This window comes from Reyranella sp. (assembly GCF_052439685.1).
Classification (GTDB): Bacteria; Pseudomonadota; Alphaproteobacteria; order Reyranellales; family Reyranellaceae; genus Reyranella.
In genome coordinates, this window is sequence record NZ_JBQVQG010000042.1 from 1 (window position 1) to 25,738 (window position 25,738).

Consider the following 25,738-nt stretch of genomic DNA (forward strand, 5'->3'; position numbering starts at 1 on the left):
GCACCGGCCAGCGCGCTCGCACCGCCCGTAGCCAGGGCGCCTCCTGCGGCGGCGAGACCACCGGCCGCCAGCCCGGTCCCGACCGCTGCGCCGGCCCCCAGCTGGGGCCCGCCCGAGACGATGCCGTTGGCGATGCCGGGCCCGAAGATTCCGAGGCCCAGCAGGGCCAGGGCGGCCAGCACCAGTGCCATGGCATCTTCGATGGAGGGCTGCGCGCCGGCGCCCGACGTGAATTGAGAGAAGAGCGTCGAGCCGATCCCGACGATGACCGCCAGCACCAGCACCTTCACGCCGGAGGACACGACATTGCCCAGCACCCGCTCGGCCAGGAACGCGGTCTTGCTGAAGAGTCCGAACGGAATGAGCACGAAGCCGGCGAGCGTCGTCAGCTTGAACTCGATCAGGATGATGAAGAGCTGGACGGCGAGGATGAAGAAGGCGAGCAGCACCACGACCCAGGCGAACAGCAGGACCACGATCTGAATGAAGTTCTCGAAGAAGCTGATGTAGCCCATCAGTCCCGAAATCGACTCCAGGAGCGGCCGTCCGGCGTCGAGGCCGACCTGGGCGACCCGCCCGGGCCGCAGAAAATCCGCCGCCGACAGGCCGGTGCCGGAGGCCTTCAGGCCAAGGCCTGCGAAGCTGTCGAATACGATGCGGGCCAGACTGTTCCAGTTACCGATGAGGTAGGCGAAGACACCGATGAACAGAGTCTTCTTGACGAGCCGGGCGACGACATCCTCGTCCCGGCCCCAGGCCCAGAACAGCGCGGCAAGCGTCAGGTCGATCGCGGTCAGGGTGGCTGCGAGGAAGCCCACTTCGCTGCCCAGCAAGCCGAAACCGCTGTCGATATAGCTGGTAAAGACTGCGAGGAATCGGTCGATAACGCCCGTGCCGCCCATCGGTTTTCACTCCGTGCCTTCTGCCCATACGGCAGACTCATTCGTTGAACATGCGGACGGTCGACGGCTGATAGCCCGTGTTCGGCGCGAGGAAGCGGCGAAGCTGCTCCTTCGCCTGATCCTGCGCCGCGACGCGCGCGGCCGCCTCGAGGCTCTGTGCCCGCCCTTGCGCCGCGACCGTCGCCGTGAGATCGGCGAGCTGCTGCGCTTGAAGCGCGATGAGCTGGTTGCCAGCTTGCGCCGCCTCCAGCGCTCCTGCCGCACCCTGGCTGGCATCGATCAAGGCGGACATTTCTTGGCGGTTGGTGCCGAGATTACCCACAACGGTCGCCTGCATACGCAAAGCGTCCTGGAGGCCTGCGACGGAGTTCTGCCATCGGGTCTGCGCATTGGCGATCAGCGATTGGTTCGACTGATTTGCCGACGCCGGCGCATAGGTCGTCGAGAAGGCCCGATCGATCTGCTGGACATCGTAGGCGATATTCTGCGCTTGGCCGAGCAGTTGGCGGGTCCGCCCAATGGATTGCTGAAGCTGTTGCAACGAAGAGTACGGCAGGCTCGCGAGGTTGCGGGCCTGGTTGATCAGCATCTGCGCTTCGTTCTGCAGCGACACGATCTGATTGTTGACCTGCTCGAGCGTGCGGGCCGCCGTTAGCAGGTTCTGCGAATAATTGCTGGGATCGAACACGGTCATCTGCGCCGAGGCCGGCAAAGCACCGCCGGAGAGAGCGAGGACGGCCACAAGCGTGACGCCGCTACGACGGAAAGAAGTCATGACAATTCTCCTGTGCTGAAGTCGGGGATGAGATCGGCAGCCCACGGCGCGCCGCGGGCCTGAAGCCAGCCGGCAAGGAAGCCCTCGCGGCCATGCTCCTCGAGAATCCGTTCGATGAGAGCCTGGTCGGCCTTCGACGAAGCCGCCGTGAGAGCAAGCGCGACCTCGCCAAGGCCGAGTTCGAACAGCCGATTGCCGCGACGGGACTGGCAGTAGTAGTCACGCTTCGGCGTCGCCCGGGCGAGAATCTCGATCTGACGGTCATTAAGACCGAAGCGGCGATAGATCTCCGTGATCTGCGGTTCGATCGCCCGCTCGTTCGGCAGGAAGAGCCGGGTCAGGCAGCTCTCGATGATGGTCGGCGCGATCGCGGAGCCATCGATGTCAGAAAGTGATTGCGTGGCGAAGACCACTGAGGCGTTCTTCTTGCGCAAGGTCTTCAACCATTCGCGCAACTGGCCGGCAAAACCTTCATCGTTCAGGGCGAGCCACCCCTCGTCGACAATCAACAAGGTTGGACTGCCGTCAAGACGCGCCTCAATTCGATGGAATAGATAGGCGAGGACGGCAGCCGTGGCGCCGGTACCGATCAGCCCCTCGGTCTCGAAGACCTGCACCGAGGTCCTGCCGAGCCGTTCGGCTTCTGCATCCAGCAGACGGCCATAGGCGCCTCCCAAGCAATAGCGCTGGAGGGCCCGCTTGAGGGCGGCCGATTGCAACAGTACCGACAGCCCTGTCAGGGTGCGCTCTTCGACGGGCGCCGATGCCAGCGACCCAAGGGCTGACCACACATGGTCCTTCACCTCGGGCGAGAGGACGATCTTTTCACGGGCCAGGAGGGCGGCAATCCAGTCTGTCGCCCAGCCCCGTTCTGCGACATCGTCGATGCCCGCCAGCGGCTGGAGGGCGACGGGCTCCCTCGCCTCTTCGCTGAGCGCGCTGCCGAGGTCGTGCCAATCCCCACCCATCGCAAGCGCCGCGGCACGGATGGAACCGCCGAAGTCGAAGGCGAACACCTGCGCCTTGTCATAGCGCCGGAACTGCAGAGCCATGAGGGCCAGCAGCACGGACTTGCCGGCGCCTGTCGGGCCAACAACCAGCGTATGGCCGACATCGCCGACATGAAGCGAAAACCGGAAGGGTGTCGCCCCCTCAGTCCTGCCGAAAAGCAGCGGCGGCGCATCGAGGTGCTCGTCGGTCGCCGGCCCGGCCCAGACCGCCGAGAGCGGGATCATGTGCGCCAGGTTGAGCGTCGAGACCGGCGGCTGACGCACATTGGCGTAGGCATGCCCGGGAAGAGAGCCGAGCCACGCGTCGACGGCATTGATCCTTTCCGCTATGCACGTGAAGTCGCGGCCCTGGATCACCTTTTCGACGAGACGCAGCCGTTCATCGGCGACGCGCGGGTCGGCGTCCCATACCGTGACGGTCACCGTGCAATAGGCCGCGCCGACCGCGTCCGAGCCGAGCTCCTGCAACGCCGCATCGGCATCGATCGCCTTGTTGTGAGCATCGGTGTCGACCAGTGTCGAGGCCTCGTTGGTCATCACCTCCTTGAGGATGGCCGCGATGGACTTCCTCTTGGCGAACCACTGACGGCGGATGCGCGTCAGCAGGCGCGTGGCGTCGGTCTTGTCGAGCATGATGGCCCGCGTCGACCAGCGATAGGCAAAGGCCAGGCGATTGAGCTCATCGAGCAGTCCCGGCGTGGTCGTGCCGGGGAAGCCGACGATCGTGAGCACCCGCAGATGGCAGTCGCCGAGCTTCGGTTCGAGGCCGCCGGTCAGCGGCTGATCGGCGAGAAGCTCATCGAGATACATGGGCACTTCCGGCACCCTCACGCGCTGGCGCCGGCTGGAGATGCAGGAATGGAGATAGGCCAGGGTCTCGGCGTCATCGAGCCAGCGGCACTCGGGCATGAAGCCATCGAGCAGCTGCAGGACCCTGTCGGTGCGATCGGTGAAGCCGGCCAGGATCTCACGAGCATCCGTCCCCGCGGCGCGGTGGCGGCCTTCGTAAAGAAAGCGCTCGGCGCCCGCCGATTCCCAGGCCGGCGGCAGATAGAGGAAGGTCAGGTTGTAGGCCGACTCATAGTGGGCGCCCTGCTCCTCGAAGGCCGCCTTGCGCTCGGCATCGACCAGTGCCGATGCTGCGTCCGGAAACCTTCCCTCCGGGTAGATGCTGGCAGGCAACCGCTGCGCTTCGACGAAGAGGGCCCAGCCCGATCCAAGGCGCCGCAGGACGTTGTTCAGCCGTCCCGCGACGCCGACGAGCTCTGACGGCACAGCGGAGTCGAGGTCGGGGCCGCGGAAACAGGCTGTTCGCTGGAACGAGCCATCCTTGTTCAGGACGACACCGGGGGCAACCAGTGCTGCCCAAGGAAGGAAATCTGCAAGGCGCGTGGCGGAGTTCCGGTATTCGGCGAGATTCATCATGACAACTTCCTCACACACCTAGCCGGCCGGGAATGCGCACGTGACGGCGCACTACGTCGACGAAGAGCGGATCGCGTTTGGCCGCCCAGACGGCCAGGCCATGACCGATGAGCCAAAGCACGAGGCCAGCCACCCAAAGGCGCAGTCCCAAGCTGATGGCCGCCGCCAGCGTGCCGTTGAGGATCGCGATCGAGCGTGGCGCACCGCCCAGCAGGATCGGCTCGGTCAGGGCGCGGTGGAGCGGCACCACGAAGCCGGCAACGGGCTCGGTCATCAGACCAGGACCCCACCGCCGAAGGAGAAGAACGAGAGGAAGAAGCTCGAGGCGGCAAAGGCGATCGAGATGCCGAACACGATCTGGATCAGCCTCCGGAAGCCACCAGAGCTGTCACCGAACGCCAGGGTGAGACCGGTGACGATGATGATGATCACCGCAACGATCTTGGCGACCGGCCCTTCGACCGATTGCAGAACCTGCTGCAACGGCTGTTCCCAGGGCATGCTGGAACCCGCCGCAAACGCTACCGACGAGTGGACCAAAACACTTGATGACAGAACCCCGGCCGCCGTCACGGCGCGCTGCACTGCAAAACACTTCATTGATGTTCTCCTGCGGGTGAGAGGGCGTAGTCCGAGTCGGCGCCGAGGCCCTCGACGCGGGCCAGTTCCGTCAGCCGCCGGGCGCTCCCCCGACCGGACAACACGGCGATGAGATCGATCGTCTCGGCAATCAGAGCGCGCGGCACCGTGACGACGGCTTCCTGGATGAGCTGCTCGAGGCGTCGCAACGCCCCGATCGCCGTGCCCGCATGGATCGTCCCAATGCCGCCGGGATGGCCGGTTCCCCACGCCTTCAAGAGGTCGAGCGCTTCGGCACCCCGCACTTCACCGATCGGGATTCGGTCAGGCCTCAGCCGAAGCGATGAGCGCACCAGTTCGGACAACGACGCCACGCCATCCTTCGTGCGCAATGCCACGAGGTTGGCGGCGCGGCATTGCAGCTCGCGGGTATCCTCGATCAGCACCACCCGGTCGGCGGTCTTGGCCACCTCGGCCAGGAGCGCGTTGGCGAGCGTCGTCTTGCCTGTCGAGGTGCCCCCGGCCACGAGAATGTTGCGGCGATCGGCAACGGCCTGCCGAAGCGCGCTGGCCTCGCTCATCGTCATGATCCCTGCCCTTGCATAGTCGTCGAGGGTGAAGACGGCGACGGCAGGCTTGCGGATCGCGAAGGTGGGCGCCGCGACGACGGGCGGCAGCAGACCCTCGAACCGTTCGCCCGTCTCCGGCAACTCGGCCGATACACGCGGGCTGCCGGGATGGACCTCGGCGCCGACGTGATGGGCGACCAGCCGCACGATGCGCTCCCCTTCGGCGGCTGCCAGTCTCTCCTGCGTCTCTGCCAGACCGGTCGAAAGCCGGTCTATCCAGAGTCGACCATCGGGATTGAGCATCACTTCGACGACGGATGGGTCTTCGAGCCAGGTCGCGATCGCCGGCCCGAGCGCGTTGCGCAGCATGCGCGCGCCCCGAGAAATGATCTCTGCCTGGAAGGAATGGACCGTCATCGTCACCCCGATTTGCAGCGCCGCAACAGCGGCCGTCGAACGGGGTCGATTAGAAGAAGGAGCGATACGCTCAGCGCAACAACAACCGAGGGGTCGTAGTGCTTTGGCGTAGAAGGTCGTGTGAATGCGCGTGACCGCTCAAACAGGCTCCTGGGGCAGGGCGCTTTCCGTGCCCTCTCCTGGCTCGATGTCCTGTGAGATTTCTTGCGCGAGCGTCCTGCCTTTCGCCAAGCGCCGGCCAAGAGCATCGACGAAGCCTTCATAGCGCTCGCGGCCCTTGGCTTGCGCAGCCTGTTGTGCGCCGTCAGGCAAAGAGGGCGTGGTGGTCAGCCAGAAGCGCACGAACAGCGCAAGCGCCTCATTCGATATCGTGACATTGCGTTCCAGCCTTTCGACCTGTCGAACGAGCCGGTCCAGCCGGCGGCCAAGCGCTCCTTCCAGTCTTTCCGAGGCATCCGGCGACAGGAACGAGGCGAGTGCGGCCTCCACGACATGAGCCTGAGGCACACGTTTGCGCGACGCATAGTCGGCAAGCTTCAACGCCAGATCGGGCGGCAGGCGAAAGGTATGCTTGGTACGCATCTATCGGCTCACAGGTCGATGCCATCGCCAGGGTCCATCGCGGCCTGGCGGGCGAGTCCCCGAACCGTTGCGCGCAAGCGGCGGGCACGCACCACGTCGTCATCCGCCTCGTCTTCGGCGAACTCGAACTCGGGCGAAGGCGTGACCGGCTCGGGCACGATGTCTTCATGCTCGGCAAGCTCCGGCTCCCGCCGAATGCCGCCATTGGCGGGATCGTCACTGGGCTGCCCTTCCTGAAGCCCGTTCGCTGCCTCCCCCGTCGAAGCTGAGGGAACAGGCGCGCCACTCCAGTCATCGTGGGTGAGGCTGGAAGGTCTCAGCCGCTCCAACTGGGGCGGCGGCAGCAGACGCTCTGTCAGCTGCCGGTCTTCGTAGTACCGGGCCTTCCTGGCCCGGATCGGTGGGCAGCCAGAGACCAGGACCAACTCGTCGCTCGCCGGCAGCTGCATGACCTCTCCGGGCGTCAGCAGCGGTCGCGCCGTCTCCTGCCGAGAAACCATGAGATGCCCGAGCCACGGACTGAGCCGATGGCCGGCGTAGTTCCTGGCATCACGAATCTCCGTGGCGGTGCCGAGCGCATCCGAGACGCGCTTGGCGGTACGCTCGTCATTGGTGGCAAAGCACACACGGACATGGCAGTTGTCCAGGATAGCGTTGTTCGGACCGTAGGCCTTCTCGATCTGATTCAGGGACTGGGCGATGAGAAAACTCTTCAATCCGTAACCGGCCATGAAGGCCAGCGCCGATTCAAAGAAGTCCAGGCGCCCAAGAGCCGGAAACTCGTCGAGCATGAGCAGCAGCCTGTGCCGCCGCCCCTTGGCGTGGAGCTCTTCGGTCAGCCGGCGGCCGATCTGGTTCAACACCAACCGCACCAGCGGCTTGGTCCGGCTGATGTCGGAGGGCGGGACCACGAGGTAGAGGGTCGTCGGCCGTTCGTTCTCGACGAGGTCGCGAATGCGCCAGTCGCAGTGACGCGTTACCTGCGCAACGACAGGGTCCCGGTACAGGCCGAGGAAGGACATGGCGGTCGAGAGCACACCCGAGCGCTCGTTCTCGCTCTTGTTCAGCAGTTCTCGCGCCGCCGAGGCGATGACCGGATGGACGCCCGCCTCGCCGAGGTGCGCGGTGGTCATCATCGTCCGAAGCGTCGTATCAATTGGCTGTTTGGGGTCTGACAGGAAAGCCGCCACCCCCGCGAGGGTCTTGTCCTGCCCGGCGTACAGGACATGCAGGATGGCCCCGACCAGAAGCGCGTGACTGGTCTTCTCCCAGTGGTTCCGGCGCTCCAGCGCGCCTTCGGGATCGACCAGGACGTCGGCGATGTTCTGGACGTCCCGGACTTCCCACTCGCCGCGCCGCACCTCGAGGAGCGGATTGTAGGCCGCCGACGCCGCATTGGTCGGATCGAACAGCAGCACGCGGCCATGCCGGGACCGGAATCCCGAGGTCAGCTCCCAGTTCTCTCCCTTGATGTCGTGAACGATCGAGCTGCCCGGCCAGGTCAGCAAGGTCGGCACGACCAGGCCAACGCCCTTGCCGCTACGGGTCGGCGCAAAGCAAAGAACGTGCTCTGGTCCTTCATGGCGCAAATACTCGGCGCCGAGCTTGCCCAGGACCACGCCGTCGGGGCCGATCAGTCCTGCGTGGCGGGCTTCGCCTGCTGTCGCCCAACGTGCCGAACCGTAGGTCGCCACGTTCTTCGCCTCGCGCGCGCGCCAGACCGACATGCCGATCGCGACCCCAATCGAGATGAAGCCGCCCGAGGCCGCGATGCAGGCGCCCTCCACGAAAATCGCAGGGGCATAGGCGTCGAAGGCGTACCACCACCAGAAGAAGGTCGGTGGGAAGTAGATCGGGACCTGGGCGAGCTCAAACCATGGCGGCCCGAGCTGGGGCTGATAACCCAGTCGCCAGGCGGTCCACTGCGTCGACGCCCATATTGCTATGAGCACAATTGCGAAGACGAGGGTGATCTGCCCCCACAGGATCTTCGTCGCGGACATACCGAGGAGATCAAGCAGTCACTTGCCATCATTCAATGCCGACGACGAACAGAGCGCTCACGCGGCGGTTCTGGCGTGCAATCTGGTAGAGTTCCGGAAGGCGTCTGGCAGCATCGTTCTACTTCCCCGCTAAAGCCCCAGTCCTCGACGCCGGCCTAGAGACCAGCTGACATCACCGCCGTGCAAGGCGACCCCAGAAACCAATCGTCCCACATGCTGTTCGAGCACGGGCCGCCACGGAACCAGGCTGAAGCCGAGCCCGTCGTCGAGCATGGCGAACCGTCCACTCGAAAGCTGCGTGGATCCGACCAGCGTCCCGGCAACGTGGCGCCCTGGAATGGCGGGCTGCCATTCCCGCCCCCGTTCGGCGGCGAGCGCGCGGCCGACGCGCGCGACCTCGCGAGCCTCAAGCCGCTGCACCACGTCGCGAGAAACCCGGATCCGCCCGTCGCCGACGTCCGTGGCATAACCCCTGTCGGCCAACCATCGCCGGCGCCTGGCAAGCGCGGCGGTCACGTCCCGGCCGAATCCGTCTTCGGCCAGAACGGTGCGCTGCCGAGACGCCAGCTCCCGGTCGAGCCACGTCGCGCCATCATGACGGACCTGCTGCTCGAGCCCCGTCGCCGAGAGCACGGTCACCCGACCGGACGCGCCCGCCCGTGCGAGGTCGTAGGCCTGTCCGCGCTCGGCCAGGTCGGCGGGGATGCGCCAGTGGTCGGCGTCGATCCGCTCGACATGGCCGGCCCGTCGCAGTGCCTCCAGGCGCCGGACGTGGGATCGGACATAGGCCGCGGGATCGCCGCCGATACGCTCGACGGTCCCGACGGCCTGCTCCAGATGTGCGGCCGGCCGATAGATCCTCTCCTCCCCCGCCATTGCGAGGATATTGCGGTCCGATGCGCGCGGTCCCGCCTCGGCGGCCCCAGCGGTCACGATCATGCCGCGCTGAATATTCTCTACGCGGGCCGGATCCATCTCGAGATGATGGACATGCCCGTCCACGCCGTCGACGACCAGCCGCATCCGCTCGCCCATCTCGTCGCCCGCCAGCCCCTTGTCGAGCACCCGGCCAACGATCGGCGCCGTGATCTCCTCATGATGAAGGATATAGCCCGCGACGGAGCGGGCGTCGGCTAACCCTTCGCGATCCAGTGCCCGGTGCATGGTCTTGATGATGTCGCCGCGCTCGCCCAGATCTCGCAGGACGGGTTCGGCCCTGGGCGATACCGTCCACCGGCCTGGCTCGACCTCGGCGGCCAAGCCCATGCGCTCCAGCTTGCGCGCCCGCCGGATCAGCAGCGCCCGATTCTGTCGCAGGCTCTCGAGCATGTCCCGGTCCGGCCTTAGGTCGGCGAACTCGGTTCGGCTCCTCTGCTCGGCAAGCAGCATGCGGTCGAGGCGCGTGAACCGATCCGCATCGACCTCCCGCTCCAGGCCACGGGACACCTCCTGCTCGGTCTGGCGGCCGAGCTCCCGCATTACGATTTCGCTAGCCCGCTCCCGGATGCCATAAGCGATGTAATCGCCAGCGATGTTGAGAGTCTTGTCATCGTCGGTCACTCCCCGAACGATGATGTGAGTATGAGGGTGGCCGGTGTTGTGGTGATCGACCGCGATCCAGTCGAGGCCGGTGCCAAGGTCGGCCTCCATCTGCTTCATGAGTTCGCGGGTGGTCGCGCGATGATCAGAGAGCTCGACACCCTCCTCGGACGACACGATGAAGCGGAACTGGTGGCGGTCTTCCCGACCCCGTTCCACGAATGCACGACCATCCTCGACATCCTGGCTGGCCGAGTAGACTTGGCCTTTTTCTCCGTCCTTCGTTACACCATCGCGCTGGAGATACCGCAGATGGGCATCGACGGCTTTGGCGCTGACGAAATGGCGTCCGCCTGCCGCGCCTCGCTGCGGATTGAGCTTCACGATGCGAGCCTTGACCGCCACCCGACGTGAGCGGGTGCGGATGCCATCGACTCGGCTCCAGGCATTCCGGTTTTTCAACGCCGCGGCCACCGAGGCACCGCGCCCCCGTTCGTTGTACCGGCCGCGTCCCTTCCCGGCCTCGCCCAACCGGGAGGGATTGCCGCCGGCCCGTCGAATAGCCTGCTGAACTTGCCCGTTGAAGGTCGACGCACGGCTGCGCCCGGCACGGCGCTTGCCGATCCGCGCGTCGACGCGGTTCCGGATCCTTCCGGGCCGGAGACGTAAGTCGTCATCGTCGCGTGCCATGGCATAACGATTGGCAGCAACGCGAACGTCTGCAAGCTCCAGAACACAAGTGTCGTTGCAGGGCGTAGTAAAGGTGGTTCCAGCGCAGCGTCGGAAGGGTTACCTAAGGAGCGACGGCGCCAAGCGCCTTGAAAACAAAGACAAAAATGCTTCAGGAGCCATATGCTCGTCGCCGAGAGCCGGCGCGTCGCGCTCGAAAAACAACGTGCAGACAAAACTTTAGGAGCACAGCGACGGCGGCGGGGCCACCCGCTTTATCTTGCCGTCCATGATCTGGGTCTCTGAGCCGATGAACCTCATGAGCACTCTCACGAGCACAGCTTGATGATCCACTCGTCTGCTCTCCACGTCAGGGCAAACGCATTGCGCTTCCATTGCGAGCAAACAAGCTGTCAGTCCGTGCTTCTAACCGCGATAAGCTCTCGGCGGACCGGCCGCGTGACGGCCGCTCAGTCGTCGTCTTGGGCACTGACGGCGTGAGTGCGGAATTCTCCTCATCCCTCGTTACGAATAGCGGCGCTTCCTGCCAGGGAACGGTGCGACGGCTGGCGGTAACAATGTCATCGGCCTGCCGTTCTTCGATCAGCGGCGCGAGAGTAGCCAGGTAGAGTTGCGTCTCATACGGCAACGCTCGTCCTGTGGCCAAGTGCTCGTCGTAACGTCCGGGACCTGCATTATAGGCGGCCAGAAAACCAGGTGAGCCATAGCGCTCATGAAGTTCGCGCAAGTAGGCCGCGCCAGCGCGGATGTTGTCGCGCGGATCATACGGATCGTCACCGAGACCATGCCGGACACGCAAACCAGCCCAGGTTTCGGGCATGACCTGCATCAAGCCCATGGCCCCTTTTGGCGAAAGAGCCCGCACATCACCACCACTTTCAATGGTCATCACCGCTCCTATCCAGGATGCCGGTACGCCAAATCGCTGGGCCGCTTCGCGTACGAAGTCTGCATAGGGAGCGTCGTCCGGCGCGGTCTTTGATATGAATGCAGTGGCTGGCTCGGCACGGGCCACACCACCAGATGAAACGGCGGCCGACATGAGCAGGAGGGCAGCCAGCGACACGATCAACGCGACGGTCTTGTGACGGACCCTGACCGGGAAGGAGGAGGGATTGCGACGCCGTGTAGACAGGCTTGCGAGAAGCTCAGAGCGGGGGCACTGCATGGTCAATCATCCTTTGTCCAAATGCGATGCGCGCGACCGAGGACGGCTGATGTCGGCAGCGGACCGAAATACCGCCCGTCCAGCGAGTCGGCCGATTGCGGATTCATCAGGAAGAGCGCGTCCTGCGAGATGACGCGGCAGCCCTGCCAGACTGGCAAAGAGCGCCCGCGCCGATCGCGTTCGCGCACCATTCCAACAGGAACCTTATCGATGGTAATGACGAGACCCTTTCGACAGACAGTCTGACCCGGAAGCGCCAGGACATGCTTTAACATGGGAACGCCGCGTGGCAGGTAGTTGCCGGCTTCAAGGTAGCGGGCGAGCGGGTCCGGCGGCAGGACAGCAACCAGTTCAGAAACATACCGCGTGTCGGTGGTCTCGAGTAAGTAAAGCCCGACGGGCACGCTGGCCGACGCGTTCCACAGAAGCACGCGATGCGACTGAAAGAGCGCCGACACCGTCAGGCTGACCACACCCGTCCCAAGCAGCAGAATGCACACACGGCGCGTCACGGCTCGAGTCTCTGCCGCAGCAGCCAGGCCTTGTGGCGTGCCAGCGTGTAGGGCCTCAGCGCTTCCCCGACCGCCAGACGACTGTGGACATGGCGCCAATAATCCGGTGCTGCGTCAGAGGGATCGACGTCCAGCGCTTCGACAATATCGATCATCTGCAACACATGCTTGACCTTCGGCCAGCCGGAAGCGCGCAACAGGATGTCCGCACCCGGCCGCACGTATGGGATGGTCGAGCAGGCTTCGCTCGGGCGCACGGCACGAAGGATGTCGATACGGGAAGCGATCGTGCCGTAGTCGTTGGCAGCCCACCGGACGAAGCCGAAGACACTGCCGGGTGTAAACGAGAGGATCCGCCGTCGCCGATCGAGGATCTGTTCGTCTGCCGGCCGGCCGAAGCGTATCCATCGTTCAATCTGCTTCTCGAGCCACAGCAGTTCGACATGCGTGAGATCGGTCATGCGCGACCTCGTGGCCGAATCGGACCCGCGCCTTTTTGCCCGTCCCTTCCCGGCGAGGCTGCTATCCCCAGCGGTGGACAACTCTGGTCCGTTAGACAGATTCCGAAGGAATCTGGGTTAGGGAAGTTAAGGAAGCGCGAAGCCGTTGAGGGCGAAAGGAAATCCGGCGATTCTGGTCCCCGATAGCACGAGGATCGGGTCCCCGATGGCACGATGGCCCACGTCCCCGATAGCACGAGGCGAGTCACAGCTTGTCCCCAGAAGGACCCACCGGCCGATGGACGAACGGATCGCGCGGGATGGCCATGAACTCAAGCCGTTCAGCACCGCGCAAACCACGTTGGATGCAAAGCCGATAGCCGGGAAGCGCCTGCCGGCGGACGATCTCGCGCACATCGTAAGCAAAGTGCTTGAGCGGTGAGAGGCTGCCGGACTTAGCGTGGAGATGCGAAAAATCGAAGCTCCACCCGTCAGCCTGACGGCCGCCGTGCTTGCGGACGATGCGATAGAGCCAGCGCTCCAGACCACCCGTCAGATCGAAGTACGCACGGTCGATTGTGAGCACCAGCGCGTCGTCCAGAACGCCGGCATAGAACCAGTCCGGCAGGATGAGCTCCAGCCCGAGCGGGCGACCGTGGGCGTCGGCCGTCTCTTTCCATTCATTGATCCAGGAGAAGCGGTGGCGCCGCCGCTCTGCAGGTTGACGGATGGAAGTCAGCACGGTGGTGGACTGGAGACGGTCGAATGCCGCCTTCAGGCGGTCATAATCACGGGCGCCGGTGCCTCGGCCGACGAACGTCAAGATCTCATAAGGTGTGGCAGCCATCAGACGCGAGGTCTTCAAGCCGGCGTCTCTGGCCTCGACGATCTGCGAGGCGGCCCAGATCAGCACATCGGCGTCCCAGATGGTCGCCATACCGTGATCCGGCACGGCCTCGACCCGTATGGCGACCGTGCGGGTGCGGTAGTCGATGGGCTGTACACGCTTCGACTTGGCGAGTGAGAAGAACGGGTAGGCCATGAGGTCCTGGGCGTCACGCGGTGCGAGATCGCCCCGCAACGCCCTGAACAGGTCGAGCTGGTCTCGCTCGCTGATGCGCTTGTGTTTGAGGGTCACGTTTTGCCTCCGCTCAGCGCCGAACACGAGGGGCGTTGGTGAGCGGGTTCATGTGCGGCTTTGCAGGAAGCACAGTCCCTGTCCCGGGATCGGAGGTCGACGTCTTGGCTCCGCGGTCGGCCCAGGCCTTGAGATCGTCGACCGCGTACACGACTCGACCGCCGATCTTCCGATAGGTTGGGCCTGTACCGTAGGTCCGGTGTTTCTCGAGGGTACGTCCGGAGAGGCTGAGAAAACGTGCGGCTTCCGGCGTTCGCAAAAAGCGCGGCGGCAGGCCGGCGGCAGGATCGGGCATGCGGGTGACTCCGTGGTTGTGACGAGAGCCGTCGAGAGGCGACGGCGTAACGACGGTCACGGTGGCGGAGATTCGCGGGCCGGGAGGATGACGAACTGGCCGCGGAGGTTGGCGATACCCCCCTGCCCTGATGTCGGAAGAGGCTAGCGGCTGGCGCGCAGCAGCTTTCGATAGCCGCCGTCCATCATGGCGAGGGCATCGGCGACCAATCGGATCGTCTGGCCCCTGACCGATGAGGTCTTCCAGGGGAATCGCCCTACCGCTTCGGGGCCATAGAGCGCCCGTGCCACCTCGCGATAACTTGCGCCCTCCAGGTGACCATCCAACGCACGGATCATGGTTAGAAGCCGTCTGCGGAGACGCGCCGTGATCTGCCAAGCGGACGGAAGCGGACCTGCCGGGTGGCGATCGAGGCGGCGCTTGAGGCGCACCAGACCGGCGAGGCGAAGGAGAACGGTCTCATCCAGGGGGACGAGCGCCGCCATTGGTAATCCTGGACGCTCACCCTCGATCCACAAGGAATGTGGGCCATCGGCATCGTTCACGATGCAGCGCCGCTCTCCGCCGCGCCGTAGGTCTACCGATGACGGCAAGCGGTCCAGTGCTTCGAAGCGGTAGGCGTCCTCGAAACTCTTAGGGGCGGGAACGAGCAGCACGGCATGGGGAAGCAGCTCAGGCCGCCATAGAATCCGCGTGGCAGTCGCATCGAGTGAGGGGTCCCGGGCGAAAGGAAAGCCCCCAGTTCCTTCCCACCGTCTCGGGGCTCAATGCCGATTCCTCTGGATCGTCGTCAATCCGGTCGTAGTCCTCTTGGTATGCTGGATTGCGTCGTAGGAACTCCCACGCGAACCCGGCACGATCGAGATCCTTCAGCGCTTCAACGTACTGGGGCGACCTCCAATCGGGTCTCTTGGTCATCAAAGACTCCGTTACGCGAACTCAGGGCTAACGGGCCAACCCTTTCATGCGACCAAGGGCTGTTGAAGAGCCCGAACGCCGAACGCGCGATGTCATGCGAAGACGCCCCCAGGCGGGTATCTAAAAGTCCATTCTCGGTGCCCTGCCCGTCAGTTGCGCGATGCGCGCAAGAGATCACGGAAACCCTTCTCGGTCATCCACCGAGCCCGGGACAAATGTGTGTCGTAGACCAAGCGTGCGCGGCCGGGCTCCAACTGCGGATCAAGCTGGAAGACAATACGCACGACTTCTCGCCAGTCTGCGGCCTCGGCCGCCGAATCCAGCAAACGTAGATAGGTCACGAAGTGCCGCTCGTCGTACGACGTGACCCCGTCGCTTTCAGGAGGGCAGTCGTCAAAAGGAGGCGTCGTCATCTCAGGAATCGCAGCGAGAGAAGAACATTCGTCAGAACTCCAACCACCGCATAGTCACAGCCCAACGCCAATTGGCGATGCAAGCCGCGCATCACATCGACCAACTTCGATGCTCACCCGGCGGACAGTGAAGGCTATTGCAGCCTGATCTGCATAAAAGCATAGAGACGCCGCCGCGCCATCAGATTGCGCCGCGTATTATAGTACGTAGCGTCAGAATACGCGATTGCCTCCTATCCTGCGGATGGACATTCGCAAGGTGTTCGGCGCCAACGTCCGTGCCTATCGACTGGCAGCGGGCCTCAGTCAGGAGGCCGTCGCCGTCCGGATGGGTGTGGACCGGGCCCACGTCAGTGCGATCGAGCGAGGGCTGCAGAACGTCACTCTCCTGACGATCTGGCAACTGGCAGAGGCCTTGAAGGTGCGTCCGGCCGACCTGTTTGTGGACTCGGTTCAAAAGTCACGGTCGTGAGCGCAAGGGATCGTAACCGTCAGGCGAAGACACCCTTCCCTCGCTTCAACCGAAGCGTGGCTTCGTGCGGCCGCTTCCCCTCTATTCGGCCGCATAGAGCCCGGTCCGGCGAAGCCGGATGCGCACCGTCCCATCAGTCCTAGAAGCCGAACGAAAAAGAACGATCGAGGGCTGACAGGCGCTACCCCATGGCGAGCCTTCTGGCTTTCAGAAATCACGGCGGCCCGAGCATAGAGAAGCCCCGCCCGGCGAACCGGGCGGGGCCTCGGGGACAGCGACTTACTCGCCGTTCTTCTTGCGGTTGCGCGACCAGATCAGGCTGAAGCCCTCGCCGTCCTCGTCGTCGAACAGGTTGGCGAAGATCGGCGCATTGAAGCTCGGATCGTCGAGCTTGAGCGAGAGGTAGTCGCGGCCCTCGTTGGAGCGCTTCGACCAGGCGGCCCCGATCTCGGCCCGGCCGACGAATACCCGGTGGCTCGGGGCGTTGTCATTGCTACGGTTGGCCTCGGGGACGATGCGGACGCCCCTCGCCTGGACGCTCAAGGTGACGATCTCGCCCTGGTACTCGTTGCCGATCTTCTTGAAGGAACCGATGTTGGCCATGTGACTTCTCCTGTGCTGTTTCGAGCCCCGCGACCATCGCGGCCTCGATGGCGATCTGCAGGCCGGAGGCGATCGACGCCGCACCCGTTCACGGGCCGGAGCAGAGCGGAGGATGGCGGCGGGCGACTTTCTTGCCGCGCGAGGAATGGGCGAAGCCCAGGGGAAGAAAGTCGAACCGCCGCCGTTGCGGCTCAGGCGATCGAGGCGCAGCCGTCCTCTGGCCAGATCAGCCAAAAGAGAGGCCGTGGTCGCGCGCCGAACAGCATCCTCGGGAGAAGTCGTGGCCAACCTGAAGTCCTGCGCAAGAGGATCGGCATGCCGGGCGAAGAGACGGCGACCCTAGCGTAGAAAAACGACGGCATCGTCTCACCCAACCGGTCGTCGATAGAGCATCTCACCTGCACTCAGTCGGCTCGCCAGAGGGTCGCCTCCTCGAAGTGTTCACGGAGGGCTGCGTTCGCCTGCCGGGTCCAGGTGGCGTTCACCGTCCTGATCTTTGCCAACCTATCCGATGAGGAAGACGAAAAAGCGTCAGCGGCCCTGGCCGTGCAGCCGCCCATCAGCAGGCGAGCAAGCGCTTCCCGTGCCTCGCCCGTCCAACGGCGGGGCTAACAGGGCCAGACGCGAAAAGGCCGTCCAGCCAGAGACGACGGCGCCGATTACGGCGAATGCCCCCTGCCATACGCTGCCGGGCATGACGAGGCTCGCCAAGGCAAACGACACCTGATAGCCGGCGATGGCAGCCGGAACGGCATAGACCAGACCGACGATGACACGGAGCGGCGTGGGCGTGGCCGCGAAAACGAACTGTCCAAGCGCCAAGACTGCCCCGCCCACCAACAATCCGACAGTGATCGCGCCCACGACGCCGGTCCCACTGTGAAACGCCGCCAATCCCACGGCGAGTCCGGCGAAGGTGGGGAGCGCATAGATGGCCAGCGTGAACAGCAGCCAGCAGAAGAAGCCGAGGCCGACGATGCTGAAAACAATGCCGGTAGCAAGCATGGTGGGTCTCCGTGACCAGGTTCGAACGGTCGCGCTTTCCACCACCACCTTGGCGCCGGCGGATCTTATCAGGATTGAATGTGGCAGAAGAGAGACTTTGGGTTGCAAATGAGAGACGCTGGACCTCGATGAATTCGAGGAACGTCATTCCAGACAAGGGAGGAAAGATGGCGCGCCGCCACCGCAAGATAGACCTGCCGGTCTCCGAAATCCGGCGCTGCCTGGAACCCGGAACGATCGTGCTCGTCACCTCGGCGCATGGCGACCAGCGCAACATCATGACCATGGGCTGGCATACGGTAATGGAGTTCACGCCGTCCCTGGTCGGCTGCGTGATCGCCGGCGGCAATCACGGCTTCGGCCTGATCCGGCGCAGCAAGGAATGCGTCATCAACCTTCCGACGACGGCGCTCACGGATCAGGTGATCGGGGTTGGCAACACATCCGGGGCGGAGATCGACAAGTTCGAGACGTTCAAGCTGACCCCGCATAAGGCGCAGGAAGTCAGCGCCCCGCTGATCGCCGAATGCCATGCCAGCTTCGAAAGCCGGCTGGCGGATGGCAGCCTCATCTCCAAGTACAACTTCTTCATCTTCGAGGTCGTAAAGGCGCGCGTCGCGGCCTCGCCCAAGCATCCCGAGACGATGCATTACACCGGTGACGGCGTGTTCATGATCGCCGGCAAGGTCATCAGCCGGCGATCGCAGTTCAGACCGGGCATGTTGCAGGAGACGGCGATTCTACAGCAATCCAAGCGACCGGAACGAAGCATGAGTGCCATGACCGATCACGACGTGGTCGTGCAGCTCGATCTCGAGAGACTTGGCAGCTGCTTTCAATTCCCGCGTCATCTCGATGTCGTCCCGCGACGGCTTGGGATCGCCAGATGGATGATTATGGACAACGATCAAAGCGGAGGCGTTTAGAGTTAATGCTCGTTTGATGACCTCCCGCGGGTAGACAGGCGTGTGATTGACGGTGCCCCGCTGCTGCACCTCGTCAGCGATGAGATTGTTCTTGGTATCGAGAAACAGGATTCGGAACTGCTCGACCTGCTCGCCGGCCATTGCCATCTGCAGGTAGGCGATCAGCGCCTGCCAGTTGGTGAGCACGGGACGCCTACGCACCTCGGATCTGGCCATGCGGCACGCGATCTCGCGGACAAGCCGTAACGCAGCAATGTCACGGCCCGTCAATCCGAAGGCGCGAAGCTGCGCCGCTTCGGCTGCGATGACATGGCCAATGCTCGGAAAGTGCTGCAAGAGAGCAGAAGCTTGTTCGCTCCCTTGCGCTGAAGCCAGCAATCCGGCGAGCAGGTCCTGCTCCGTCGTCTCTGCAGACGGCAGAACGGCAAGAGCGCCCCTCATGACGGGACCTTGGCGCCGCGACGCGGATGCAGAAGTCAAAGTTGAAGCAGACATCGATCATGTCCCGGAGAGCAGGAAGGGGCGAGCCGCCGCCCGCTCTCTCTGAAGGCCCGGCGGCTCACCCGCTCCCGGCCTTCCTCTCGCTCTCACCAGGTCCGGCTATCACCGCAGACGGGAGAAGAGAGGTGGCGCTCACGCGCCACCCGAACCGAACCGCCACACGGGAATGCCGAGCTTGCGCGCCTTGTCGGCCAGGTTCTCCTGGATGCCCGACCCAGGGAACACGATGACGCCGATCGGCAGGACCTCCAGGATCTGGTCGTTGCGCTTGAAGGGTGCGGCCTTGGCGTGACGGGTCCAGTCCGGCTTGAACGGGACGTGCGTTACCTTGCGGCTATCGGCCCAGCGGGCGGCGATGCGTTCGGCGCCGGTCGGCGAACCACCGTGCAGCAGCACCATGTCGGGATGCTTGCCGCGGACCTTGTCGAGCGTGCTCCAGATGAGCGGGTGGTCGTTGAAGTCGGCACCGCCGGTGAAGGCGATCTTCGGTCCGGCCGGCACCAGCAGCTCGGTCTCGGCGCGACGACGAGCGGCCAGGAACTCGCGGCTGTCGATCATGGCGGCGGTGAGAGCCCGGTGGTTGACCATCGAACCGGTGCGTGGCCGCCAGGTCGAGCCGGTGTGGAACTCGAAGCGTTCGGCGGCCTGGTCGCGGAAGAGTTCCAGTGCATTGCGGCGCTCGATCAAGGTCAAGCCCTCGGCGACAAGACGTTCCAACTCGACCGAGCGGATTTCCGAGCCGTTCTGCTCCTTCTGGCTGCGCCGCTGCGCCTGCTCATTGCCGTCGAGCTCGCGTTCGATCCGGTCGACGCCGCGATGGAACAGGTTGACGGTCGACCACAGCAGGTCCTCGAGATCGGGCTCGAGACGGGTGTCGGTGAGGGTCGAGACCAGCGCATCGAAGATGTCGACGACGGCGCCGGTGATGACGTTGGCTTCCGGCAACGGCCGCGGGTCGGGCTCGTCCTGGAAGGGACGGTGGCCATGCAGCTGCAGCTCTGCGAGGACGTGATCGGTCGGGGATGACGCGTGCACGGGCTCGAAGTCGGGATCGTCGTTGGTCGCCATGATGCTGTCCTTTGTCGAATCGACCGCGCCCATCGCGGCCTTCGTGGGCGTCGAAAGACGGCGGGCGGAACGGGCCCGCACCGCGCTTGCGGCCGGAGCGCAGCGGAGGACGGCGGGCCGAGGCTTTCTTGCCTCGCGAGGAATGCCGGCGCAGCCGGCAGGGGAAGAAAGCCGAAAGACCGCCGTTGTGGGACCGGGCTGCCTGCCGTCCGATCGCCCCTCTAGAAGGCCGGGGCGCGCTTCGGTCCGATCCGAAGGGCAGCAGAGCGACCAATGACGAAGAGTTTCATGTGCCCGTGCTCATCCCCTCACGGACCAAAGCCTAGAAACGCACCACGTCCGGCGGGGCGAGCTGCCGGCGGACTGATGCCCGGAGCCATTCGATTCCCCGGTATCGGAGATCGTCATTGAAGTCGTCGAGGCAGGGCGACAGGACGAACGGCTCGATCCCGGCGGCCTCCGCGCGGGTGCACAGGCTGGCCGTCGCGGCGTCACCGGCCGGGTCGGTATCGCGAGCGACATAGAGACGGCGCAGGGTCGGTGAAAGCAGCAAGGCGGCGAGATGATTGGCCGAGAGCGCGGCGACCATCGGCAGAGTCGGCAGGATCATGCGCAGGGACAGCATGGTCTCGATCCCTTCTCCGACGGCCATCACGTCGTGGGCCGCGCCGAAGCGGACACCGTGCCCGAGAAGATGGCCCATGGCCCGTCGCGGGGAAGCGATCGGCGCCTTGTTACGGCCGGAGGGATCGAGCCAGGTACGGTGTGCGCCGGTGATCGTGCCGTCCAGATCGGTGACAGCGGCGATCAGAGCCGGCCAGGTCTCGGTCGGGCTGTCCTCGTCGGGCCGGTAGTAGCAGCGCGGATGAAAGCGCAGCGGATCGCCGTGAAGTACGGTCGTAATTCCCCGGCCGTGCAGATAAGCCTGAGCCAAGGTGCCGCTTATCGGCCGAGACATCGCATAGAGACGCCGCGCAGATTCGGGCGAACCTCGCGGCGCCGGCGGCCGCCCCTGCAATGGTGGGAGCGGGTCCGGCGGCAAGGCCAGGAACACGCGTGCCTCATCGAGGATATCGCGCAGGCGATCGAACCCGCGATTGAGGCCGATCAGGTCGAGAAGATCGCCATGCTGCCCCGAGGCGGCATCCGTCCACTTTCCAGCAGCGCCCTTGCCGTGATCCGGACCGCTCAACCGGACGAACAGGCTGCGGCCCTTGGTGTTGGCGACATCGCCGACCAGCCAGTAGCGGCCCTCGCGACGGCCGTTGGAGAGATAATGACGACATACCGCCTCGGCGTCGCGCGCGAGGCGGCGAGCCAAATCCGCGGCAGGCGACAACATGGCCGCCCCCTCACGCTGCGGCTCGATCGGCGATTCGCACGATCGGATAGCGGTCCATCAAGGCCGCCAGTATTCGAGGGCCGACGGTGCCGGTCGGCACGAAGAGACGGAGCTTCCAGGCGATGATCTCGGAGATCAGCCCCATCGCCTTCAGGCGATCGACCATGCCCTCGGTGAAGCCGCAGAGTTCCACCCGGAACAGGCCCATCACCTTGGAGCGGCGCACGCTCAGCCCGTCCTGCAGCTCGAGTATGATCCGACCATCGAGCACGGCGCTCCAGGCGCTCGCCGGAGAAATACTGATGGCATCGGCGCTGACGGCTTGCGCCACCCAGGCTGGCGAGACCAGCCGGCCAATGACGCGCTCTCCCGCATCGGTTTGCAGGCGGTAGACCCGCATGGATTCCTCCGGCAGACGCTTCCAGATGGGCAGCAGCAGGCCCGTGACAATATGGAGCTCGCTCTCGGTGAACGGAGGTATCTCGGCGAGTTCCCGTGCCCAGGCCTGGGCAAAGGCCGCTTGATCCGCCCGCCGCCAGTGCGACTGCTCAAGGGCTGCTACCGAAAGGGCTGTCCTCTCCATCGGACGCACGAGCCGGACGCGGCGCTCGACCTCGCCATCGTCCAGCATGACGCTGGGCGCCGGCACCTGTAACGCCGCCCGGCCCGACTGCGCATTGACAAGCAGGACCGCGCGAGGATCGCCGGCCCGGTCCAATGCTTCGCTCAGGGCAAGAGGCTGGTTGCGCTCCCGACGGCGGACAGTGAATACCTGCGTCTCGGCTCCGGTCGTGGGATGGACATAGACCACTTGGCGCTGAGTCACCGTCAGGCTCTCGGCCGTCAAAGTCTCGACGCCGACGTCGTACGTGCCTGAGGCCCGCGCCCCTTCGATCTTCGCGTGCAGCAGGTCCTCGAACACGCCGAACAGCGTGTTCTGAAGACCGATGGTGAGCGCCAGCAGCCGATTGAGGAACGTCGTGATCGGCGGCAGCTCTTCACGCAGGCTGCCGTCCTGGTCGGTCAGATGCAGTCCTGTCGCCGCCTGGAAAACCTCCAGCGAACAGCCTTCGACCTTGCCGGCGAACAGCAACATATAGAGCTGACGCAGCGCCGCCCGGCCGTAGGGCGATTCGAGATTGTCGTCGGCGCGGAACAGGCCCTGGCCGCCGGTCTGGCGCTGGCCCTTGGTGATGGCACCCAGCGTGTCGAGGCGCCGAGCGATGGTCGAGAGAAAGCGCTTCTCGGCCTTCACGTCGGTGGCGATCGGCCGGAACAGTGGCGGCTGGGCCTGGTTGGTGCGATTGCTACGGCCCAGCCCCTGAATGGCCGTGTCCGCCTTCCAGCCAGCCTCCAGCAGGTAATGCACGCGCAGGCGCTGATTCCGGGCTGAAAGGTCGGCATGGTAGGAGCGGCCGGTGCCGCCGGCATCGCTGAACACCAGGATGCGCTTGTCGTCGTCCATGAAGGCCTGCGCTTCGGCGAGATTCGCGGAGGCGGGACGGCTCTCAACGCACAGCCGTTCACCCTTGCGCACGATCCTCCGGGATCGCCCGGTCACCTCGGCGACCAGGTCGGTCCCGAAACGCTGCACGATCTGATCGAGCGCACCCTGGACCGGCGCGAGCGACGCCAGCCGCTCGATCAGCCGGTCGCGGCGCTCGACGGCGTCGCGGCACTGCACCGGCTGACCGTCACGATAAACCGGCCGCGAGGAGAGATTGCCGTCGCCATCGGTGAAGGGCTCGAACAGCTGGGTCGGGAAGCTGTGCGCGAGGTAGTCGAGCACGTACTCGCGCGGGGTGATGTCGACCTGCACGTCACCCCACTCTTCGGTCGGGATGTCGGCCAAGCGACGCTCCAACAGGGCCTCGCCGGTCGACACGATCTGGATGATCGCGGCATGCCCGGCTGCCAGATCGCGCTCTATCGACTGAATCAGGGTCGGCGTCTTCATCGAGGTGATCAGGTGGGAAAAGAAGCGCTGTTTGGCGGACTCGAAGGCCGAGCGTGCCGCGGACTTCGCCTGCGCATTGAGTGTGCCGCGCTCGCCGGAGACGTTGGCAGCCTGCAGGGCAGCGTCGAGATTGTTGTGGATGACCTGGAAGGCGCCGGCATAGGCATCGTAGACGCGGACCTGCTCCGATGTGAGCGCGTGCTCGACCAGCTCGTACTGCACTCCTTCGTAGGACAGGGAGCGGGCCGCATACAGGCCGAACGCCTTGAGGTCCCGGGCCAGTACTTCCATGGCGGCTACACCGCCCGCCTCGATGGCCTGCACGAATTCGGCGCGCGTGGCGAAAGGAAAGTCCTCGCTGCCCCACAGACCGAGCCGCTGGGCGTAGGCGAGGTTGTGCACCGTCGTGGCGCCCGTCGCGGACACGTAAACGACGCGAGCGTTGGGCAATGCATGCTGCAGACGCAGGCCGGCCCTGCCCTGTTGCGACGGCGCCTGGTCGCCCCTCTCGCCCTTGCCGCCGGCCGCATTGGCCATCGCATGGCTTTCGTCGAACACGATCGCTCCATCGAAGTCCGATCCCAGCCAATCGACGATCTGCCGGACCCGCGAAACCCTTTCCTCGCGCGCGTCGGTCCGCAGCGTGGCGTAGGTGGCAAAAAGGATGCCCTGCTCCAGCCGAATCGGCGTGCCCTGGCGGAAGCGCGCCAGTGGCGTGACCAGCAGGCGCTCCATGCCGAGCGCCGACCAGTCGCGCTGGGCGTCGTCGATCAGCTTGTCGGACTTCGACACCCACACCGCCCGTCGCCGGCCCTGCAGCCAGTTGTCGAGCAGAATGCCGGCGACCTGACGGCCCTTGCCGGCGCCGGTGCCATCGCCCAGCATCCAGCCGCGCCGAAAGCGCACGGCGTTCTGAGCGTCGTCGGATGCGGCCGCGACGACATCGAAGGTCTCGTCGACCGTCCACGACCCGGCGAGATGGCCGCCATGGGCCTCGCCCGCATAGATGACGCTCTCGAGCTGGGCATCGGACAGCAGCCCATCGCTGACGACCTTCGGCGGCAAGCTCGGTCTGTAACTGGGCTTGGGCGGCGCGACCGATGCCATCGCTGTCGACTGCACGAGCCGCGTCGGATGCGGCCGCGCGCCGGGGATCCGGATCGACTGGAGGTCGTATCCTTCATACAGGGCCTCGGTGAAGCTGCCGCCCTCCGCCGGCGTCCAGCCAGCTGTCTCGTAGGCGAGCTGGGTGCCCACCGGTTCAAACGCATCGCGGGCAACGGCGCGCGGTTGCCGTGCAGGCCTCCGGCTCGACGTGACCGTAAAGAGAGGAGCGGATGCAGGAGCCGCCGTCGTGCCAGGAACAGGCGGGCGCGATGGAACATGCGACGTGACCCACTGAAGCAGCGTGGCGACATCGAGCGCCATGCCTTGTGATGCCGGAAGCGCCCTCGGATCATCGGCAGGTACGCGATCGATGACCGTCAGCCGAGTCTCGACCGCGGTACCGTGGCGGGCATACACGCGACCATCGACAGCAGCGCTGAACACGACGCGGCCGCGTTCCTGGAGGCGGATGAAGGCCTCGCGCCACGATGGATGGTCCGGAGAGACGCCGGCGCCGGTGATCGCGACCAGGCGCCCACCCTCGGCGAGGCGGGCAAGCGCCGAGGAGACATGGCGCAGGGCGGCGTCCGGGACAGCCCCGTCGACATGCGCCGCGACCGAGAAAGGCGGGTTCATCAGCACGACGCTCGGGCGCACGGCATCGTCGAGATGGTCGTGGATGTGAGCCGCGTCGTAGCGTGTCGTCGCGACATCGGGAAACAGCCGCCCGAGCAAGGCCGCGCGGGTCTCCGCCAGCTCGTTGAGGGCCATCCCGCTGCTCGCGAGTTCGGCAAAGATCGCGAGCAGGCCCGTGCCGGCCGAAGGCTCGAGCACCAAATCGGTCGGCCCGATCGCAGCGGCGGTAGCGGCGACAAACCCGAGCGCCAGCGGCGTCGAGAATTGCTGCAGCGCCTGGCTCTCTTCGGATCGGCGGGTCTGGGTTGGAAGAAGTGCCGCGATCCTGCCTAGCATAGGCAGTTCGGCAGCCGGCGCGCCCGCCCGTGCCTGAATGGCCGGGCCGAACTTGCGCATGAACAGCACGGTCGCCACTTCGCAGGCCTCGTAGGCGGTCTTCCAGTCCCAGGCGCCGGCCGCATCGGAGCCGCCGAAGGCGTGCTCCATAGCGGCGCGCAGGATGACCGCATCGATGCGACTACCACGCTCGAGGTGAAGGAGAATAAGCTGCGCTGCCGCGGCAATGCCGGCAGAAGCGTCCGCAGAAGTTCGGGCGAGCGGGCGTAGCAGCGTGGGCGCCGCCGCCGAGAGGGATACATTCGACATGGAAGAGACCTCGGGAGAGCGGGAACGGTCCGAACCGGAAGGCGCTCTCTCTGAACCTGGCCGGCTCAAACCCGTCCCGGCCGTCCTCTCCCTCTCCCCTT

At 65.2% G+C, this 25,738-nt stretch carries 24 protein-coding genes and 1 pseudogene; 2 read left to right on the forward strand and 23 right to left on the reverse strand.

The window, feature by feature from the left end; genetic code table 11:
* From trbL to ACT6UX_RS28540, 17 genes are all read right to left on the reverse strand, one after another.
* On the reverse strand, window positions 1-902 hold a 902-nt coding region (gene trbL, locus ACT6UX_RS28460), incomplete at its 3' end, for a P-type conjugative transfer protein TrbL (protein WP_444778532.1).
* Window positions 903-939: 37 nt separating this feature from the next.
* The gene (trbJ, locus tag ACT6UX_RS28465; RefSeq protein ID WP_444778557.1) at window positions 940-1,677 is read right to left on the reverse strand and encodes a P-type conjugative transfer protein TrbJ; all 738 of its coding nucleotides are present in this window, start codon (window positions 1,675-1,677) and stop codon (window positions 940-942) included.
* Window positions 1,674-4,112, reverse strand: a complete 2,439-nt coding sequence (trbE, locus tag ACT6UX_RS28470) for a conjugal transfer protein TrbE (protein WP_444778533.1) — start codon at window positions 4,110-4,112, stop codon at window positions 1,674-1,676. The genes trbJ and trbE overlap by 4 nt, the downstream gene beginning before the upstream one ends.
* Before the next feature lie 10 nt (window positions 4,113-4,122).
* A complete protein-coding gene (locus tag ACT6UX_RS28475; protein WP_068189496.1) occupies window positions 4,123-4,386 on the reverse strand; it encodes a VirB3 family type IV secretion system protein in 264 nt (87 codons plus the stop codon).
* Complete coding sequence (locus ACT6UX_RS28480) at window positions 4,386-4,712, reverse strand: TrbC/VirB2 family protein (RefSeq protein WP_444778534.1); 327 nt, start codon at window positions 4,710-4,712, stop codon at window positions 4,386-4,388. The genes ACT6UX_RS28475 and ACT6UX_RS28480 overlap by 1 nt, the downstream gene beginning before the upstream one ends.
* Window positions 4,709-5,677, reverse strand: a complete 969-nt coding sequence (gene trbB, locus ACT6UX_RS28485) for a P-type conjugative transfer ATPase TrbB (protein ID WP_444778535.1) — start codon at window positions 5,675-5,677, stop codon at window positions 4,709-4,711. The genes ACT6UX_RS28480 and trbB overlap by 4 nt, the downstream gene beginning before the upstream one ends.
* A gap of 138 nt (window positions 5,678-5,815) precedes the next feature.
* On the reverse strand, window positions 5,816-6,259 hold the full coding sequence (locus tag ACT6UX_RS28490; protein WP_444778536.1) for a CopG family transcriptional regulator: 444 nt from the start codon (window positions 6,257-6,259) through the stop codon (window positions 5,816-5,818).
* Between the two features lie 8 nt (window positions 6,260-6,267).
* Window positions 6,268-8,262 (reverse strand): conjugal transfer protein TraG, encoded by a 1,995-nt coding sequence (locus ACT6UX_RS28495; protein WP_444778537.1) that lies wholly within the window; start codon window positions 8,260-8,262, stop codon window positions 6,268-6,270.
* 129 nt (window positions 8,263-8,391) lie between these two features.
* Window positions 8,392-10,491: a DUF3363 domain-containing protein gene (locus tag ACT6UX_RS28500; RefSeq protein WP_444778538.1), complete on the reverse strand. Its 2,100-nt coding sequence runs from the start codon at window positions 10,489-10,491 to the stop codon at window positions 8,392-8,394.
* A gap of 349 nt (window positions 10,492-10,840) precedes the next feature.
* A complete protein-coding gene (locus ACT6UX_RS28505) occupies window positions 10,841-11,557 on the reverse strand; it encodes a lytic transglycosylase domain-containing protein (RefSeq protein ID WP_444778558.1) in 717 nt (238 codons plus the stop codon).
* A 104-nt stretch (window positions 11,558-11,661) separates the two neighbouring features.
* Window positions 11,662-12,171 carry a S26 family signal peptidase gene (locus tag ACT6UX_RS28510; RefSeq protein WP_444778539.1) on the reverse strand — a complete coding sequence of 170 codons (510 nt, stop codon included), beginning with the start codon at window positions 12,169-12,171 and terminating at the stop codon, window positions 11,662-11,664.
* A complete protein-coding gene (locus ACT6UX_RS28515) occupies window positions 12,168-12,632 on the reverse strand; it encodes a DUF2840 domain-containing protein (protein WP_444778540.1) in 465 nt (154 codons plus the stop codon). Before ACT6UX_RS28515 ends, ACT6UX_RS28510 begins: the two co-directional genes overlap by 4 nt.
* Before the next feature lie 244 nt (window positions 12,633-12,876).
* Window positions 12,877-13,749, reverse strand: a complete 873-nt coding sequence (locus tag ACT6UX_RS28520) for a replication initiator protein A (protein WP_444778541.1) — start codon at window positions 13,747-13,749, stop codon at window positions 12,877-12,879.
* A 13-nt stretch (window positions 13,750-13,762) separates the two neighbouring features.
* Window positions 13,763-14,044, reverse strand: a complete 282-nt coding sequence (locus ACT6UX_RS28525) for a helix-turn-helix transcriptional regulator (RefSeq protein ID WP_444778542.1) — start codon at window positions 14,042-14,044, stop codon at window positions 13,763-13,765.
* Between the two features lie 143 nt (window positions 14,045-14,187).
* Window positions 14,188-14,529, reverse strand: a complete 342-nt coding sequence (locus tag ACT6UX_RS28530; RefSeq protein WP_444778543.1) for a DUF2285 domain-containing protein — start codon at window positions 14,527-14,529, stop codon at window positions 14,188-14,190.
* A gap of 187 nt (window positions 14,530-14,716) precedes the next feature.
* Window positions 14,717-14,962, reverse strand: a complete 246-nt coding sequence (locus ACT6UX_RS28535; RefSeq protein ID WP_444778544.1) for a transcriptional regulator domain-containing protein — start codon at window positions 14,960-14,962, stop codon at window positions 14,717-14,719.
* Window positions 14,963-15,111: 149 nt separating this feature from the next.
* Complete coding sequence (locus tag ACT6UX_RS28540) at window positions 15,112-15,375, reverse strand: DUF2285 domain-containing protein (protein ID WP_444778545.1); 264 nt, start codon at window positions 15,373-15,375, stop codon at window positions 15,112-15,114.
* Window positions 15,376-15,619: 244 nt separating this feature from the next.
* On the opposite strand from ACT6UX_RS28540, the gene ACT6UX_RS28545 reads away from it, so the two are divergent.
* Window positions 15,620-15,847, forward strand: a complete 228-nt coding sequence (locus tag ACT6UX_RS28545) for a helix-turn-helix domain-containing protein (RefSeq protein ID WP_444778546.1) — start codon at window positions 15,620-15,622, stop codon at window positions 15,845-15,847.
* A 279-nt stretch (window positions 15,848-16,126) separates the two neighbouring features.
* Here the strand turns inward: ACT6UX_RS28545 and ACT6UX_RS28550 are convergent, their stop codons facing one another.
* Complete coding sequence (locus ACT6UX_RS28550; RefSeq protein WP_444778547.1) at window positions 16,127-16,450, reverse strand: DUF736 domain-containing protein; 324 nt, start codon at window positions 16,448-16,450, stop codon at window positions 16,127-16,129.
* Between the two features lie 531 nt (window positions 16,451-16,981).
* On the reverse strand, window positions 16,982-17,455 hold the full coding sequence (locus tag ACT6UX_RS28555; protein WP_444778548.1) for a hypothetical protein: 474 nt from the start codon (window positions 17,453-17,455) through the stop codon (window positions 16,982-16,984).
* Window positions 17,456-17,622: 167 nt separating this feature from the next.
* On the opposite strand from ACT6UX_RS28555, the pseudogene ACT6UX_RS28560 reads away from it, so the two are divergent.
* Window positions 17,623-18,180, forward strand: a pseudogene (locus tag ACT6UX_RS28560) (flavin reductase family protein); the annotation flags it as partial.
* Between the two features lie 15 nt (window positions 18,181-18,195).
* Here the strand turns inward: ACT6UX_RS28560 and radC are convergent.
* From radC to ACT6UX_RS28580, 4 genes are all read right to left on the reverse strand, one after another.
* The gene (gene radC, locus ACT6UX_RS28565; protein WP_444778549.1) at window positions 18,196-18,876 is read right to left on the reverse strand and encodes a RadC family protein; all 681 of its coding nucleotides are present in this window, start codon (window positions 18,874-18,876) and stop codon (window positions 18,196-18,198) included.
* A 138-nt stretch (window positions 18,877-19,014) separates the two neighbouring features.
* Window positions 19,015-19,950, reverse strand: a complete 936-nt coding sequence (locus tag ACT6UX_RS28570) for a DUF2493 domain-containing protein (RefSeq protein ID WP_444778550.1) — start codon at window positions 19,948-19,950, stop codon at window positions 19,015-19,017.
* Window positions 19,951-20,272: 322 nt separating this feature from the next.
* Window positions 20,273-21,292, reverse strand: a complete 1,020-nt coding sequence (locus ACT6UX_RS28575) for a DUF7146 domain-containing protein (protein ID WP_444778551.1) — start codon at window positions 21,290-21,292, stop codon at window positions 20,273-20,275.
* Between the two features lie 10 nt (window positions 21,293-21,302).
* Window positions 21,303-25,637 (reverse strand): strawberry notch-like NTP hydrolase domain-containing protein, encoded by a 4,335-nt coding sequence (locus ACT6UX_RS28580; protein ID WP_444778552.1) that lies wholly within the window; start codon window positions 25,635-25,637, stop codon window positions 21,303-21,305.
* Window positions 25,638-25,738 lie beyond the last annotated feature (101 nt).

Coding starts and splice junctions, on each gene's coding strand:
- trbE (WP_444778533.1), bottom strand. CDS start 4,112: ATGATGAATCTCGCCGAATACCGGAACTCCGCCACGCGCCTTGCAGAT.
- ACT6UX_RS28550 (WP_444778547.1), bottom strand. CDS start 16,450: ATGGCCAACATCGGTTCCTTCAAGAAGATCGGCAACGAGTACCAGGGC.
- ACT6UX_RS28555 (WP_444778548.1), bottom strand. CDS start 17,455: ATGCTTGCTACCGGCATTGTTTTCAGCATCGTCGGCCTCGGCTTCTTC.
- radC (WP_444778549.1), bottom strand. CDS start 18,876: ATGTCTGCTTCAACTTTGACTTCTGCATCCGCGTCGCGGCGCCAAGGT.
- trbB (WP_444778535.1), bottom strand. CDS start 5,677: ATGACGGTCCATTCCTTCCAGGCAGAGATCATTTCTCGGGGCGCGCGC.
- ACT6UX_RS28580 (WP_444778552.1), bottom strand. CDS start 25,637: ATGTCGAATGTATCCCTCTCGGCGGCGGCGCCCACGCTGCTACGCCCG.
- ACT6UX_RS28570 (WP_444778550.1), bottom strand. CDS start 19,950: ATGGCGACCAACGACGATCCCGACTTCGAGCCCGTGCACGCGTCATCC.
- ACT6UX_RS28530 (WP_444778543.1), bottom strand. CDS start 14,529: ATGGCGGCGCTCGTCCCCCTGGATGAGACCGTTCTCCTTCGCCTCGCC.
- ACT6UX_RS28500 (WP_444778538.1), bottom strand. CDS start 10,491: ATGGCACGCGACGATGACGACTTACGTCTCCGGCCCGGAAGGATCCGG.
- ACT6UX_RS28535 (WP_444778544.1), bottom strand. CDS start 14,962: ATGACCAAGAGACCCGATTGGAGGTCGCCCCAGTACGTTGAAGCGCTG.
- ACT6UX_RS28490 (WP_444778536.1), bottom strand. CDS start 6,259: ATGCGTACCAAGCATACCTTTCGCCTGCCGCCCGATCTGGCGTTGAAG.
- trbJ (WP_444778557.1), bottom strand. CDS start 1,677: ATGACTTCTTTCCGTCGTAGCGGCGTCACGCTTGTGGCCGTCCTCGCT.
- ACT6UX_RS28480 (WP_444778534.1), bottom strand. CDS start 4,712: ATGAAGTGTTTTGCAGTGCAGCGCGCCGTGACGGCGGCCGGGGTTCTG.
- ACT6UX_RS28545 (WP_444778546.1), top strand. CDS start 15,620: ATGGACATTCGCAAGGTGTTCGGCGCCAACGTCCGTGCCTATCGACTG.
- ACT6UX_RS28475 (WP_068189496.1), bottom strand. CDS start 4,386: ATGACCGAGCCCGTTGCCGGCTTCGTGGTGCCGCTCCACCGCGCCCTG.
- ACT6UX_RS28525 (WP_444778542.1), bottom strand. CDS start 14,044: ATGCCCGATCCTGCCGCCGGCCTGCCGCCGCGCTTTTTGCGAACGCCG.
- ACT6UX_RS28515 (WP_444778540.1), bottom strand. CDS start 12,632: ATGACCGATCTCACGCATGTCGAACTGCTGTGGCTCGAGAAGCAGATT.
- ACT6UX_RS28540 (WP_444778545.1), bottom strand. CDS start 15,375: ATGACGACGCCTCCTTTTGACGACTGCCCTCCTGAAAGCGACGGGGTC.
- ACT6UX_RS28495 (WP_444778537.1), bottom strand. CDS start 8,262: ATGTCCGCGACGAAGATCCTGTGGGGGCAGATCACCCTCGTCTTCGCA.
- ACT6UX_RS28575 (WP_444778551.1), bottom strand. CDS start 21,292: ATGTTGTCGCCTGCCGCGGATTTGGCTCGCCGCCTCGCGCGCGACGCC.